The organism is Bacillus sp. S/N-304-OC-R1 (genome assembly GCF_019749375.1).
GTDB lineage: Bacteria > Bacillota > Bacilli > Bacillales > Cytobacillaceae > Cytobacillus.
In genome coordinates this window covers 117,649-132,395 of record NZ_JACWFE010000017.1, presented here as the reverse complement: position 1 = coordinate 132,395, position 14,747 = coordinate 117,649, and the positions used below count along the sequence as shown (strand labels likewise).

General features: G+C 35.4%; 8 protein-coding genes, 17 tRNA genes and 1 rRNA gene. 23 read left to right on the top strand and 3 right to left on the bottom strand.

The window, feature by feature from the left end:
- The first annotated feature begins 92 nt into the window (after window positions 1–92).
- The 18 genes from rrf (at window position 93) to H0173_RS14955 (ending at window position 1,986) form a co-directional block, all read left to right on the top strand.
- Window positions 93–209, top strand: a 5S ribosomal RNA gene (gene rrf, locus H0173_RS15040).
- An 11-nt stretch (window positions 210–220) separates the two neighbouring features.
- Window positions 221–295 (top strand) — tRNA-Asn (locus H0173_RS15035).
- Window positions 296–298: 3 nt separating this feature from the next.
- A tRNA-Ser gene (locus tag H0173_RS15030) sits at window positions 299–389 on the top strand.
- Window positions 390–405: 16 nt separating this feature from the next.
- Window positions 406–480, top strand: a tRNA-Glu gene (locus tag H0173_RS15025).
- A 16-nt stretch (window positions 481–496) separates the two neighbouring features.
- Window positions 497–572 (top strand) — tRNA-Val (locus tag H0173_RS15020).
- Window positions 573–606: 34 nt separating this feature from the next.
- A tRNA-Met gene (locus H0173_RS15015) sits at window positions 607–680 on the top strand.
- 3 nt (window positions 681–683) lie between these two features.
- Window positions 684–760: transfer RNA gene (locus tag H0173_RS15010), tRNA-Asp, on the top strand.
- 161 nt (window positions 761–921) lie between these two features.
- Window positions 922–997 (top strand) — tRNA-Phe (locus H0173_RS15005).
- An 11-nt stretch (window positions 998–1,008) separates the two neighbouring features.
- Window positions 1,009–1,081: transfer RNA gene (locus H0173_RS15000), tRNA-Thr, on the top strand.
- Between the two features lie 31 nt (window positions 1,082–1,112).
- Window positions 1,113–1,197, top strand: a tRNA-Tyr gene (locus tag H0173_RS14995).
- Window positions 1,198–1,202: 5 nt separating this feature from the next.
- Window positions 1,203–1,276 (top strand) — tRNA-Trp (locus H0173_RS14990).
- Window positions 1,277–1,285: 9 nt separating this feature from the next.
- Window positions 1,286–1,361 (top strand) — tRNA-His (locus H0173_RS14985).
- Between the two features lie 31 nt (window positions 1,362–1,392).
- Window positions 1,393–1,468 (top strand) — tRNA-His (locus tag H0173_RS14980).
- A gap of 64 nt (window positions 1,469–1,532) precedes the next feature.
- Window positions 1,533–1,607 (top strand) — tRNA-Gln (locus H0173_RS14975).
- Between the two features lie 3 nt (window positions 1,608–1,610).
- A tRNA-Gly gene (locus H0173_RS14970) sits at window positions 1,611–1,685 on the top strand.
- An 11-nt stretch (window positions 1,686–1,696) separates the two neighbouring features.
- Window positions 1,697–1,770 (top strand) — tRNA-Cys (locus H0173_RS14965).
- A 27-nt stretch (window positions 1,771–1,797) separates the two neighbouring features.
- A tRNA-Leu gene (locus H0173_RS14960) sits at window positions 1,798–1,883 on the top strand.
- A 21-nt stretch (window positions 1,884–1,904) separates the two neighbouring features.
- A tRNA-Leu gene (locus H0173_RS14955) sits at window positions 1,905–1,986 on the top strand.
- 148 nt (window positions 1,987–2,134) lie between these two features.
- Here the strand turns inward: H0173_RS14955 and H0173_RS14950 are convergent.
- On the bottom strand, window positions 2,135–3,247 hold the full coding sequence (locus tag H0173_RS14950) for a tyrosine-type recombinase/integrase (RefSeq protein ID WP_221847332.1): 1,113 nt from the start codon (window positions 3,245–3,247) through the stop codon (window positions 2,135–2,137).
- Window positions 3,248–3,347: 100 nt separating this feature from the next.
- Window positions 3,348–3,713 carry a DUF771 domain-containing protein gene (locus tag H0173_RS14945; protein ID WP_221847331.1) on the bottom strand — a complete coding sequence of 122 codons (366 nt, stop codon included), beginning with the start codon at window positions 3,711–3,713 and terminating at the stop codon, window positions 3,348–3,350.
- A 599-nt stretch (window positions 3,714–4,312) separates the two neighbouring features.
- Between H0173_RS14945 and H0173_RS14940 the strand changes: the two genes are divergently transcribed.
- Window positions 4,313–4,762, top strand: coding sequence for a helix-turn-helix domain-containing protein (locus H0173_RS14940; RefSeq protein WP_221847330.1), 450 nt, complete (start codon window positions 4,313–4,315; stop codon window positions 4,760–4,762).
- Window positions 4,763–5,522: 760 nt separating this feature from the next.
- On the opposite strand, the gene H0173_RS14935 is transcribed toward H0173_RS14940, so the two are convergent.
- Window positions 5,523–6,566, bottom strand: coding sequence for a hypothetical protein (locus H0173_RS14935; RefSeq protein WP_221847329.1), 1,044 nt, complete (start codon window positions 6,564–6,566; stop codon window positions 5,523–5,525).
- Between the two features lie 196 nt (window positions 6,567–6,762).
- On the opposite strand from H0173_RS14935, the gene H0173_RS14930 reads away from it, so the two are divergent.
- The 4 genes from H0173_RS14930 to H0173_RS14915 all read left to right on the top strand — a co-directional run bounded on the left by H0173_RS14930 (window position 6,763) and on the right by H0173_RS14915 (window position 14,395).
- Window positions 6,763–7,242: a JAB domain-containing protein gene (locus H0173_RS14930; RefSeq protein ID WP_313770654.1), complete on the top strand. Its 480-nt coding sequence runs from the start codon at window positions 6,763–6,765 to the stop codon at window positions 7,240–7,242.
- A gap of 465 nt (window positions 7,243–7,707) precedes the next feature.
- Entirely contained in the window at window positions 7,708–9,018 is a 1,311-nt protein-coding gene (locus tag H0173_RS14925; protein ID WP_221847328.1) for a hypothetical protein, read from the top strand.
- A gap of 309 nt (window positions 9,019–9,327) precedes the next feature.
- Entirely contained in the window at window positions 9,328–10,089 is a 762-nt protein-coding gene (locus H0173_RS14920; RefSeq protein ID WP_221847327.1) for an N-6 DNA methylase, read from the top strand.
- A complete protein-coding gene (locus H0173_RS14915) occupies window positions 10,082–14,395 on the top strand; it encodes an Eco57I restriction-modification methylase domain-containing protein (RefSeq protein WP_221847326.1) in 4,314 nt (1,437 codons plus the stop codon). The genes H0173_RS14920 and H0173_RS14915 overlap by 8 nt, the downstream gene beginning before the upstream one ends.
- Window positions 14,396–14,747 lie beyond the last annotated feature (352 nt).

The window sequence follows — 14,747 nt, the reverse complement described above, 5'->3', positions numbered from 1 at the left end:
ACTTCTTCAGCATTATCTAGTTTTGAGGGAATGAAAATTTCTCTTGAAAAAATTTAAAAAGACGATATAATAAATATTGTCTTCAAAAATAGTCTAGTGGCGATAGCGAGAAGGTCACACCCGTTCCCATCCCGAACACGGAAGTTAAGCTTCTCTGCGCCGATGGTAGTTGGGGGCTCTCCCCCTGTGAGAGTAGGACGTCGCTAGGCTTAAACTTTATTCCGCAGTAGCTCAGTGGTAGAGCATTCGGCTGTTAACCGAACGGTCGTAGGTTCGAATCCTACCTGCGGAGCCATATGGAGAGCTGTCCGAGTGGCCGAAGGAGCACGATTGGAAATCGTGTATACGCTAACCGCGTATCAAGGGTTCAAATCCCTTGCTCTCCGCCATTACGAATTTTATAATGGCCCATTGGTCAAGCGGTTAAGACACCGCCCTTTCACGGCGGTAACACGGGTTCGAATCCCGTATGGGTCACCATAGAATATTATACTTTGGAGGATTAGCTCAGCTGGGAGAGCATCTGCCTTACAAGCAGAGGGTCGGCGGTTCGATCCCGTCATCCTCCACCATGTTGATATTATAGAGACATGGCAATTTTATTATCGCGGGGTGGAGCAGTCCGGTAGCTCGTCGGGCTCATAACCCGAAGGTCGCAGGTTCAAATCCTGTCCCCGCAATCCGGTCCGGTAGTTCAGTTGGTTAGAATGCCTGCCTGTCACGCAGGAGGTCGCGGGTTCGAGTCCCGTCCGGACCGCCATTATTACTTAGTGGCTCAGTAGCTCAGTCGGTAGAGGATTTTAAAAATTACCTACGGAGCAAAGCTGCTTGAATAGCAATTTTTTAAATCTGCGACAAAGAACAAAGTACTTTGGAGCACGTCTTTAAGCTAATCAAACTTTAGTAATGTATATAACATTTGGCTCAGTAGCTCAGTCGGTAGAGCAAAGGACTGAAAATCCTTGTGTCGGCGGTTCGATTCCGTCCTGAGCCACCATATTTAATTATGCCGGCCTAGCTCAATTGGTAGAGCAACTGACTTGTAATCAGTAGGTTGGGGGTTCGAGTCCTCTGGCCGGCATGTTATCTAAATATTTATTATCTGTTTTTCTGGTGGGGTAGCGAAGTGGCTAAACGCGGCGGACTGTAAATCCGCTCCCTTTGGGTTCGGCGGTTCGAATCCGTCCCCCACCACCATTTATAGGGGTATAGTTTAATGGTAAAACGAAGGTCTCCAAAACCTTTGATGTGGGTTCGATTCCTACTACCCCTGCCATTAATTATGGCGGTTGTGGCGAAGTGGTTAACGCATCGGATTGTGGTTCCGACATTCGTGGGTTCGATTCCCATCAGCCGCCCCATAATATTTTTTGAAATTAATTAAGATTTATGGCGATAGTGGCGAAGTGGTTAACGCATCGGATTGTGGTTCCGACATTCGTGGGTTCGATTCCCATCTGTCGCCCCATTGTTTGAATAATAAAAATTTGTGCATCATATTTGGAATAATAAAATTAAATTAATCATATTATTGGGCTATAGCCAAGCGGTAAGGCATCGCACTTTGACTGCGACATGCGTTGGTTCGAATCCAGCTAGCCCAGCCATTTGCGGAAGTAGTTCAGTGGTAGAACACCACCTTGCCAAGGTGGGGGTCGCGGGTTCGAATCCCGTCTTCCGCTCCAATAATTTTTAAGGCGGCATAGCCAAGTGGTAAGGCATGGGTCTGCAAAACCCTGATCACCGGTTCAAATCCGGTTGCCGCCTCCAAATATTAAATTTATTATTTTTATATATGCCGGGGTGGCGGAACTGGCAGACGCACAGGACTTAAAATCCTGCGGTAGGTGACTACCGTACCGGTTCGATTCCGGTCCTCGGCACTTTTGAAAACTTAATAATACGCCGGTGTGGCGGAATTGGCAGACGCGCACGACTCAAAATCGTGTTCCTTCTGGAGTGTCGGTTCGACCCCGATCACCGGTATCTTTACGTTAATTTTAGTTAAGATTAATAGTAATTGATAAGCTTGTAAACCTTGATATGAAGGGGTTTATGAGCTTTTTTTCTTTTTTTAGTATCAGATAGAAAACGATATGTTTTTGGTTGGTTTTACACATTTTTTACACAATTTTTATACAATCATATTTTCAAATGTCTTCACTGTTAACTGCTCGTCTTCCAAGCGTAATTCTTTTAGAACGTGGGTATATTCCTTTAAGGTGGTTTCAATATCGTTATGACCTAAACGTTCGCTGATGTAATGAATGGACGCCTTTTGGTAAAGCAAAACACTTGCGTGAGTGTGGCGTAATCCGTGAACAGTTATTGGATCAATGTTTAGGTCATTCAAAAGCTTTTTTAGCAACTTATTGGCGTTGGTATTGCTAATGACTTTATACTTTGATCCTGGACTGTAGAAAACCAATTGCTGAAGATTAGTTGGAGTTTCTTTAAATAACTCCTTAAAATAATTCATCGTATGTTGGTCCATTTTAATGATTCTATTAGACTGTTCGGTTTTTGTTGCACCAAAACCTTCTTCGGAATCTTTCTTGTATCCCCAAGTTTTATTAATGATAATGGTGTTGTTTACAAAATTGAAATCTTTTCTGGTTAAACCCACAAGTTCACCAAACCTCATTCCTGAAGTTAAGGCAAGAAGTAACAAACTATAACCTATTCCCTCGTCAATCTTTTTCCAAATGCTTTTTAATAGAAGTTCACTTTCGTAATAGTTCAAATGCTTTTCTTCCGATTTTTTTGCTTGAATGGTCCAAGTTGGTTGAGCCTTTCTTGTAAAATCAATTTGGATTAATTGATCCTCCATGGCATCTTTTACACATGATTTAATATGCCCGTGAACTTTAGCGACAGTTTCTTTTGCCCTATTTGTTCCAAACCAATTAAGGAATTTTTGATAATCCTGTCTTTTTATATTTTGAATAGGTGTATCCAAAAAGTAGTTTTTGACAGCTCCCAATGAGTATTCATAATGTTTCAATGTAGTTGAACTTATTTTAGGTGCTTTATAAAGTTCAATCCAGTTCTTAAAGTATTCGTCAAAAGGGATTTTCTTTAAGATAGGGCTTATGCCTTTTGCTAATTTTGCTTCTATTTCAGCTGCAGCAATTTGTGCTTCTTTTTTAGTGCTGAATCCACCCTTTCTAATAGGATTTGATTTACCGTTTACTATTCTGCTCACGGTATATTGATACGTTTTACCTCGTTTTGTAATGCTAGCCATGTTGGTCACTCCTATCAAAAAAATAGATAAGGGTGATCGGTAGGTCACCCTTATCTTAATGGTTTAATTTTGTTTTGTATAGTTTGAAATTTTTATGTTTTTAGTTAGAGAAAATTTTGTGGAAATTATCATCTAAAAATTTTGCCATTTTTGCCGCATGGAATGACCATGTCTGCCCTTTTGATTTTGGGTAGAAAACAAATCCACCATTATGTACATCAAGAATCTTTCGGAACTTTGATGGATAAAGAATATTTTCTTTTATCCATTCATTTTTTCTATTTATTTTTTTCTCTAGGTCCTTCATCGACCAATATACACCTGACAGTTGAGCTTTTTGTAATTCGTAGAGTTCAACTTTGGAGATAAGAACGGAATCGGATGGGATTGGTATATTTAACTTAACCGAAAGTTCCTGGGTGTTAGATAATAGTGATTCGTTATTTAATGCTGCTATTGTTGTCATAAATATCCCTCTTCCTTTTGAGATTTCAATTTGGATTTTTGTTATGTTATTTAGTTTTCAAGGAACGAATGTAAAGTGTAATGTGTAATATAAAAATATATTCATAGTATAGCTAGCTTTGTTGTAATGTGTCAACTGTAATGTGTAAAAAACTTTCTTAATGTTTCTACCTTGATTTCAACCAACTTCAGTGAGAATTTATGCCGAGAAAATCCTATTAAGAAGAGAGAACCATTGGCGTTATAATCCGGAGGTTATGGGGGGCGGAAGCGTTTTTCTTCCGTTCCCCATGTTCTTCGGGTTCCAAGGGTAGAGGCTCGCTTAATTGGAGGAATTGGAATAAATCGCAACGGGCAGAAGCACTTACCCTTCGATGTTATAGATTTTTTAAGGACAAGTTATACATAATGCAGGATATAAAAATTTAAAAAAATAGGATTTTTTATGGATTTATTGTTAGTTTTTATTTACTTGTATAAATTTATAGTTGCTTGTGTAAACTGTATAGTGTAATATTGTTTTTAAATCATACAACTAACAAACTTAAAGTATCTAATGAAAGTAATTAGATAATATAAATTTTATTGGAGGTAATATTAATGGAATTTGGCGTTTTTTTACGTAATAAACGTGAGGAAAAAGGAATATCAACAAGGGAATTAAGTAAACGTATTGGGAAAAGTAGTAACTATATTTCAAGTTTAGAGAATGGAAGAACAAAGCTACCATCACCGGCGGTTGCTAAAAAAATCTTAGAAGAACTTTCAATTGAAAGCATTACAGATGTAATGATCGAATTTAATATTATTGAGAAGAAGGATCGTGTAAGAGCGCTATTTCAAATGAACGAAGAATCTCAAAAAGTTGAAATGATTAACTCAATAATGCAAAGTATTGAACAAATGGATATTGATATGTTATCGGCGTTTCATGGAATTCTAAAACGTCATAAGGATGTTGTAGTGAACTTGAATTTTCTAGAGGAAACTAACAAACGATCATTAAACAGTATCAAGGATTACTTGGATTACTTGGTTAACAAGGAATGATAAGGTTTAGGGGATTCCCGAATCTTTATTATCGGGAAATTTTTACATAGGAAATTTATATAAAAATCTATAATGAACAATTATTAAAATTTGTAATTTGTAGTTTACTAGAAATTATTTTATTTTTTTTATGAGCGATTATTTATTAATAGGAAATTTTAAAAAATAGATGAAGGATTTTGGGCACGTTTGCTGCAATTGCGGGTGGAGGCTGGTTGAAATGAGCAGACTACCCCCTTAAGAGGGTAGAAAGGGGTAATATATTGCGTAACGGAGCCGCCGTATATCACTCGCATCAAAAAGTGCTTTTCCTATTCACCAAATAGAAAATAAGTCGCTCAGGTCCTGCTTTACCAACCACCTCACCACAAGGTACACTTTTGATCTACTGCATAAATGCACAGGGACGGTATATATCTGAGAAAATGAAATGTCCCTCTAACGGACGAATCACGCTGGTTAAGCGAGGTGGAGGATGACGGGAAACTCACACAAATTTATTACGTCTTTTTTCCATTTAGTTATGCCTTCCATAACTGAAATGAGGCTCTCTGCCAATGATCTTTAATTGTTCGTAGTATTTTATTTTCATTATTTATAAGAAACCCTTTTTTAATATTAATAATTTTTGTGATTGGTTAGATTACAATAAAAAAGGAACGGCTCTTAGCCATTCCTCTGAACTTAAATGGAGTTAAATATTGTTGTTACTAGTATGATAATCATACTTACAGGAATTATATTCTTCTTTTTGCAAATGTCAACATTTTTTTAAACGCCGCAATATTTCATTCGTTAAATTTGATTCAGATTCACTATTAGCTCCTTTCTCGTAAAGTGATCTACGTCGTTCTACTTCTGCAATATTTGGAAATAACTTATTGTTTTTTGCTGATAAATACCCTCTTGAAGGGTTGTAAACAAACCATTCACCATCTTCTATTTTTTCTTTTCTACCTGAAAAATTTGATTCAAGGGCGTAAAAAGTTTCCGTAACAATACCGAAACCTGAACTTTTATCTGTCCTATTTAAATAATCAGCAGTTGGATCATATTGATAATTTTCGTTAAAGACCTCAATGTATGAATTTGCTTCACTCATTAATCTTTTTAAATTTCTAATTGATTGCTCCAAATAACAATGTTCCTCGGAAGATATGTCGCCATAAATAATTAGAAGCAAGTCAAGATACAACCATGTATCATTTAAAAAGGTGTCAACAGCTTCAAAATACTTCTTTATTTCAATATAAGTTTTTCTGTTTTTATTTATAAAAGTTGTAATTTTTGTATTAAATTCGGGTCTTATGTTAGTTAAATAATTTTGGATAAAACCGAACGAATCTTTTTCCAAATTTTCCATTTGTTCAATTCGTGTTATCCAATCTTGATTTGTTTCAGGATTCACTTCTATATAATGTCTTTTTTGAAAGTCAAAAAGAAAATAATAATTATTAGTATCAGTTTTGATCTCATCCCTAAAACGAAAATCATTATTTTTTCTTATCTTTTTTCCCACATTGAAGATGATATGTACCATACCTAAACCAAATTCACTTACTTGGTAATTGCAAAACTTATGAAATCCCCAGGGTGGAATTAGATCATTAAATTGATCCATATCATCCCATACAGGTAATTCAACAATATTTTCTGTTAATCTTGCCCCCGTTTTTATATAAGGCTTTAAAGCCAATTCACTAAACTCTTTTATCTTTATTATTTCTTTATCCAACGGCTTATTAACAATTATTAATTCAGGTATATTTTTTGCTCTTAATAGCTGCTGTTTAACCTTTTTCATTCTATCACCTCCAAAGTATTCCTAAGCTATATATCATAAAATCAAAAAAATTAAATTTTTTTCACACATTTCGTAATTCTCTGTTATTATCTGTTGGATTAAAACCGGTCACCAAAAATGCGCGAGCAGAGTGACGACATTTATTAGTTCGCACTATTAAATGAAAAAAGACAATAAATTTAAGGAGGTTGCAAAAGTGCAACATGCCCAAAGTGAAGAAACTAAGAAAGTACGAATGAGGAGGTTAAATGTTGTTAAATTACAAATGTTGAAAGAAAAAAATTTCCCATATATCACTAATGTAATTAGATCTCCTATAGATGCGGTTGATCTTTTTCGGGAGTTTATAGGGAAAGAGGATAGGGAGCATTTTGTTCTCCTATGCTTAGACACAAAAAATAAGATTACGGCGTTAAATACCGTTTCAATCGGTAGTCTTAATGCTGCAATAGTTACACCTAGAGAAATTTTTAAAACGGCTATCCTTGCAAACTCTTGTTCTTTGATTGTGGCACATAATCATCCCAGCGGATGTCCGATCGAGTCACGAGAAGATATTGAGATAAGTAAGAGAATCAAAGAAGCTGGTAAAATATTGGGTATTAAACTCCTTGACCACATTATTGTTGGGGACAATGGAAAATACTCAAGTCTTAAAGAAAAGGGTCACATATAAAAAAGCAAACACCGTCATCGGTGTTTGCAAATATTTATTATCCCAAGCTTTACCTTTATTTCAATTTTACTTAAGACAGAGCCTACGCTCACTGTGATAATGAAAAGATTACACCATTTAGGTGCTGCAAGTCTTAAGTCTTGTAGAATATGCGGAACGATAGCCGCATACCTTAATCTCCCCTCACTGATATTTCATGGGGTTTGATTACCATTAGGGAATCAAGGTACCAATTGATTGGTACAAGATCTCTTATATTTGAATCATTGGTTTCGGTGAAACCAATGATTCAAATATAAGAACAGATAAAAGAAAATGCTTCAGGATTTTCTTTTATCTGTTTGCGAAGCAAACATTCTTGTACTTGCTGAAATAAGGGGGAGAGGCGGACGGTTATACAATTCAAAAATGAATTGTATAACCAGTCAGCAATTGGGCTTTTTTGCATTGGAATGGGGGGATTTGATGGCTGGTAAGAAAAAGAAAAGAAATAAAAAGAACTTTTCCAAGAAAACTGATTGGGAAAGCTTTGAAAAATATATCGATCGTTTATTTGATTGGGCTTATGTGTCTAAAATTAATCGTTATGATAGACGTAGACATAAAAAAGTGGAATTACCTAAACATATCATTACAAAGGAAAATACAAAAAAGGGTTATGTATCCCAAGTAAAACAGTACGTTAAGTGGGTTTATACTAAGAAAGGTGAATCAAATTTAAGGTATTTTAAAAAGAAATGGTATGAGGAATATTTAGAAGAAAAAATTTCGGATATTGGGAAGGAAAATACCTCTGTATCATCCATATTTACACAAATAGCGGCTTTGACTAAGTTTGAAAATATATTAGAAGCAAAATGGCGGCACGATAAAGGGGAAACAGTACAATTCGGGGTTATTGCCGATAAGAGAGTACGGGAGACCCTAAAAGAGAATGAAATTTACCGAAATATTGAAGATATGAAAAAATCAAGACCAATTTGGAATGATAATACCTTCTTGAAAATCGAAAACCAACTAAGTGGTGAAAATAAGAAACTATGGCGCTTTTTAGGTACAACCGGTATGAGGCTAGAATCAGCACTACTTTTCCAAAAAAAGGATATACAAGAGGAGTGTTTACACATTGAGCATGGAAAAGCAGGCAAGAGAAGTGATGTTCATTTACTTAATCCAGTATTGATTAATAAGGAAATAAAGGACATGAATAGTTATGTCTCTTCGGTCACCCAATACATACAGCATTTTGCAAATGACTATATTAATCATAAACAAGAAAGAAGAATTTTTGATGGCTTTAAAAAGGAGATTACGATTGATGGAAACACCATGGAAGTAAACAAAAAGATATCAACTATAAAAAGTGATTTTGAAAAGGCAGTGCGGGAAGCTGGGGCAAATTTGGGATTGAGCAATATAACACCGCATAGTGCAAGGAAATACTATTGTAATAGTGTTTATGTCTTTCTAAATCACATAGATGAAAAGGAAGTGAATGATTACCTTTGTTGTAATAAGGATAAATATGAATCTACTTTTAGAAAAGAATTGTCAAGAATAAACCAAAAGAGGAGGTATCCAAGAAACTATGATTTTAAGACAAATAGTATAGTATCATTAAGTTCTTTCAATCAAGTATTAAATCACTTTACTCATGAAGAAAAAGCAGCATTAATTAGTAGTTTTCAGAGTTCTCATCATCGAATCCAAATTTTAAATTTTTATGTAAATAGAACGGTTGCAAGGAAAATACAGGGTGCTAAAAAGTGGAAATAATTAAGAAGAAAGTAGTTATTATTGATCCTTACTTCATGCTTAATATCGAGGATATCGGTGTGACTTCCGGGAGGATAAAGCCTTTTCGTACTGATGTTTGGCACCAAATTTACTTTCTATATCTCTCTAAATATATCTAATTTAAAAAGAGGGAGCAAAGCGACCGTTTCCCCATGTGGATGAGGAGAAAATCTTGTAGTTAAAAAGTACCGCTATATAAAAACAAACAGTATAATAGAAACTAGATATATTCCAAGCGAATTCGTTTCTGCCAAGGTGTCAGATAGCTTGTGATGGAGGTATGAGAAAATGAGTGGTTCATCTGAATCGGCTGACGAAAAAATAATAAAAAGTAAAAAACGCATCCAAAATCACGGTGAAGTATTTACACCAAAAAGGATTGTTAATAAAATGCTCGACTTGCCTAACATTCGTGAAGCATGTCAGAACTTAACTTCTACTTTTTTAGAGCCTGCTGCTGGAGAAGGGGCGTTCCTAGTTGAAGTTTTGGATAGAAAGATGAAGATGGTAGTGAAAAATCATGGTGGAGATTTAACACGGTATGAGAACTATTCGTTACTTGCATTATCAACATTATATGGAGTTGAATTGCTTGAAGATAACTCTCAAAAATGTGTTATGAATATGTATCAAGTCTACTATGAAGCCTATCAGCAACAAGCAATTAAACATGGCGCAAAAGTCAAAAAGAAGGTTTTAGACAGTGCAAAATTGATCATCTCTAACAATATTGCACAGGGGAACTTTCTTACTAGATTATCTCCTGATGGCAATCCTATCGTGTTTAGTGAGTGGCATCCTGTAAACCTTCGTAAAGATGGCAAAACAATTAAGGTTCAACGAACTGAATACACTCTTAATGATATTCTTGATGGTATAAAAAAAGAAGATGGAGAGCCTTTAACTCATTCAGTAAAAGCAGAGCAACTGGATCTATTTGACTATTTTGATGATGAAGAAGGTATTGAAAAAGAAAAAAAACGGATGAAATATGTTCCAGTTAAGATTACTGATGTCTATAAGGAAGAAATGGAGGAAGTCGATGGATAAAACAATCATTAACCCTTATGAAGAATTGGACTTGAAGATATATGCCTACACCTTACCTGAAGTCCCTTCTCATGAAGGTTACGTCAAAATAGGTGATACGAATAGACAAGTCAAAAAACGTATTTTTGAACAGATTGGAACAGCAGGACTTAACCCAAAAATTCTTTTTGAAAAGATTGCAAAGAGGTCTGATGGAACATGGTTTCACGATAGGTCACTTCACCGTTTCCTTCAACAAAATGGAGTTCAGAAAAAGGATTTTAATGGTTATGCAGACGAGTGGTTCTATTTTAATGGAACACCAGAAAGAGCAGAAATTTTAACAGACAAATATATCAACCGCGATTATGATGAAATTCAGGTTGATGAAGCTCATTCAGAATACTTACTTCGGAATGAACAAAGTAAAGCGGTTCAGTTAACGGTTGATTATTATAATAGTGGACAAGAACCAAAAGAATTTCTTTGGAATGCAAAACCTCGCTTTGGGAAAACACTCACTTCATACGATTTTGTAAGAAAAATCAATGCAACAAATGTGCTGATCGTAACTAATAGACCTGCAATAGCGAATTCTTGGTTTGATGATTTTAAGAAGTTCATTTCTTGGCAAGAATCTGGAATGAAATTTGTTTCTGAAACGGATTCATTGAAAGACAAAGCATTATCACGTGAGGATTTCATTGATTTTGTAAATACTACTGACCATGAGAACCCTTCACAAATCACCTTCATTTCACTACAAGACTTGAAGGGTGCGAAATTTGCAGGTGGTAGTTATAAAAAACTTGAATGGGTTGGTCAACTGAATTGGGATGTACTAATCATTGATGAAGCGCATGAGGGTGTTGATACTGCAAAAACTGATGTGGCTTTCGATAAAATCAAACGGAACTTTACTCTACATTTGTCTGGTACTCCATTTAAAGCATTGGCAAACAATAAATTTAAAGAAAACCAAATTTTCAATTGGTCGTATGTCGATGAACAAGAAGCCAAAAAATATTGGGATTACACAATAGGAAGCAATCCATATGAAAATCTACCGACACTAAGTCTATTCACATATCAAATGAGTAAGATGATCGAGGATCGAGTTTCTAAAGGCTTAACGTTAGACGATAATAGTAATGTTGATTTTGCTTTCGACTTAAATGAGTTCTTCAGGGTTAATGAAGACGGCAAGTTTGAATATGAAGCAAGTGTGAAAAAGTTTCTTGATAACCTATCTTCAGGTAAGTTTCCTTTTGCGACAGATGAGCACAGAGGTGAATTAAACCATACTTTTTGGCTTTTACCTCGTGTTAACTCTGCGAAAGCACTTGAAAAGATGTTGAAATCTCACCATGTTTTTGGTGAGTATAAGATTGTACTAGCGGCTGGTGACGGAATAAGTGTTGACAAGGATCCAGACCTTGAAGAAGAAGGACAAGACTACAAAAAGAATGAGAAGAGTTTCGATAAGGTTAAAAAGGCAATTTCTGAAAATAAAAAAACTATAACTTTATCCGTTGGTCAACTTACAACCGGTATTACAATTCCTGAATGGTCTGCCGTGCTTATGCTTAGCAACATTAAGTCGCCTAGTTTATATTTCCAAGCCGCTTTCCGTGCCCAAAACCCTTATGAGTTTGTTCAGGATGGTAAGCTTTATAGAAAAGAAAACGCCTATATATTTGATTTCGCTCCAGAACGTACGCTATTGCTCTTTGACGAATTTGCTAATAACTTGTCAAGTGGCAGCTCAAAAACGAGTGAGGAACGCAAGAAAAAGATTAAAAAGTTATTGAATTTTTTCCCAGTTATTGGGGAAGATGATGAAGGTAATATGCATGAGTTGGACGCAACTGAAGTCTTAACTATTCCAACACATATCACTTCAACAGAGGTAGTTAAACGTGGGTTCATGTGTAACCTTTTATTTGCGAATATCGCAGGTATTTTTGGTGGAAATTCACCATTCAAGGAAATCCTAGATAAGATTAAGCCTGAAAAGAATAAGCGTTTGGTTGACCGTAGAGAAGTTAACGTAACAACACCGATGATTGATGATGATGGAAACGTTGATATTCCTACAGATATTGTTATAAACCATACAAAAGATATATTTGGAGCCGCAATCTATAAGGTTATGGAAACAAGTGATATTCCTAAAATACCTGAAGTTACAACTATCACTACTGAAATCAAAGACACTCTTGATAGAGGATTCAGTAAGTTGAAAGAAACATTCAACTTGAATAAAACTCAGACGGATAAAGCAAAGAATGAAGTAACTTCAGCAATTAAAGACGTGGTTCAAGAAAATGTAGAAACGTATCATAGTCGGGTTCAAGAAATCGAACTTGATTTTACAGAACAAATTCAAACCGCCCAAGAAGCTCATGATGAAGTTAAAATAGAAAAACTAAAAACGGAATTTGAACAGAAAAAGGTTGAAGTAATACAAACGTTCACTGAAAAACTTAATACAGAAGTAAGTGCAACAGTTGAAACTGCAGTTGAAAAAGAAATTGTCAAAGTGGAAGAGAAGAAGAAAAAGACTACTGAAGATGATGTTCGGGATCACTTGCGTGGATTTGCTAGAACTATTCCTGCGTTTCTGATGGCTTATGGTGATGCTGATACGACTTTGTCTACGTTTGAAGATAACATTGATGAACCGACTTTTAAGGAGTTAACAAGTATTACCATAGATGAGTTCAAGAAACTTCGTGATGGTTTTGACTATGTAGACGAAGATGGGAATAACCGTAAAGTGCCTGGTCTATTCAATGAAGTGGTATTTAACGCTAGTATCAAAGAGTTCTTCAATACGAAGAACAGATTATCAAACTATTTTGACGAAACGCTTACCGAAGATATTTTCGATTATATTCCGCCACAACAAACAAACCAAATTTTTACTCCTAGAAGAGTAGTGAAATTGATGGCTGATATAGTTGAAGAAAATAACCCGGGTATTTTTAGCAACTATAATGTTAAATTCATTGATTTATATACGAAAAGTGGACTTTATATCACTGAAATCGTGAAACGCTTGAATGAAGGATTGAAGGAACAAATTCCTAATTCTGAAGAACGAATTAAGTGGATTCTCGAAAATCAAGTTTACGCTTGTGCTCCAAGTAACATCATTTACAACATAGCAAAAAATTATATTTTTGCTGATTTCAAAGATGTTTCGAGCAAAAATATTGTTCAATGTGATTTAACCGATTATGCAAAAAAAGATAATGCAACAGCGAAATTACTCGAAGTTTTTGGAGATGAGAATTTGAAGTTTGATGTAATTATTGGTAATCCACCTTATCAAGAAATGGATGGTGGAGCGCAAGCAAGTGCTAGCCCAATCTATCACCATTTTGTTCGTTTGGCAAAAGAACTTAATCCAGAATTAGTTTCATTCATTATGCCGACACGGTGGTACGCAGGAGGGAAAGGTCTTGATGATTTCAGAGATGAAATGATAAACGATATTCATCTTCGAGAGCTTCATGACTGGTTAACTCCTGAAGATATTTTCCCTAATACTAATATTCGTGGTGGTGTTTGTTATTTCTTGTGGGATAAAAATTATGACAATAGACAAAACTTTACACGAGTTGTTACTCACGAAAATAATGCTGTAATTGATGATGTTGTTAGACCAATGAAAATCGAAGGCGCTAACATTTTTGTTCGTGATGGAAAGTCTGTTCCTATTCTTGCTAAAGTATTTGCAGATGAAAATACTGAAATAATGCTTAGCTATATTTCACCACTTAGACCATTTGGCTTTAGAGGATATTTTACAAAAGATGAGAAATTCCGACCAACAAGTTCAGGACTGTCTGATCCAATTATATGTTACGGAAAAGGGAAAGCAGTTGGATATCTTGAAAGAGATGAGGTTACAGTTCGCCCTGAATGGATTGATGTTTGGAAATTATATACTCCCCGAGCAAATAATATCGGTACAGAATTAAACGATGACAATTTGAACACTTTTGTTGGTGAACCAAAAACAATTTGTACAGAATCATATCTTGTAATTGGGGCAGAGGCAGGCTTAGATGAAGCTTCGTGCAAAAACCTTTCAACGTATCTTACAACACGATTTTCTAGATATCTTCACAGTTTAGCGAAAGGTAGTCAGGATGCCACATCTAGGACTTTTAGATTTGTGCCTATACAAGATTTTTCTAATGATTCTGATATTGATTGGTCAGTTTCAGTTCAAGAAGTGGATAATCAGTTGTATAAAAAGTATGGATTATCTGATGAAGAAATCAATCATATTGAAAGAAGAATTAAAGCAATGTAAGTTGCAAGATATAATAGGGGTGAAGTTACTTTACACAAATTTTACACATGAAAAATCGGAAGCCTTGTAAAATAAGGCTTTCCGACTTAATTTCGACCCCGACCACCGGTATTAATTACTAGGCGAGAATCCTTAATACTTAAGACCTTCAACTTTCATGTTGAAGGTCTTTTTTTGTTGTCCCCAAACTATCAAATTAACAAGGGTCTTATGTGATGGGAAGATGTAGAGGAGAATTTTTATTGGAAGAAAAAGTTTCATGTCGAAATTTGCTTAGCGTGTATTTTTCTAAGAATGATAGAGTGAAACCTATTATGTAAAATAAAACAAGAGCCGCGTAATATATTTGGAA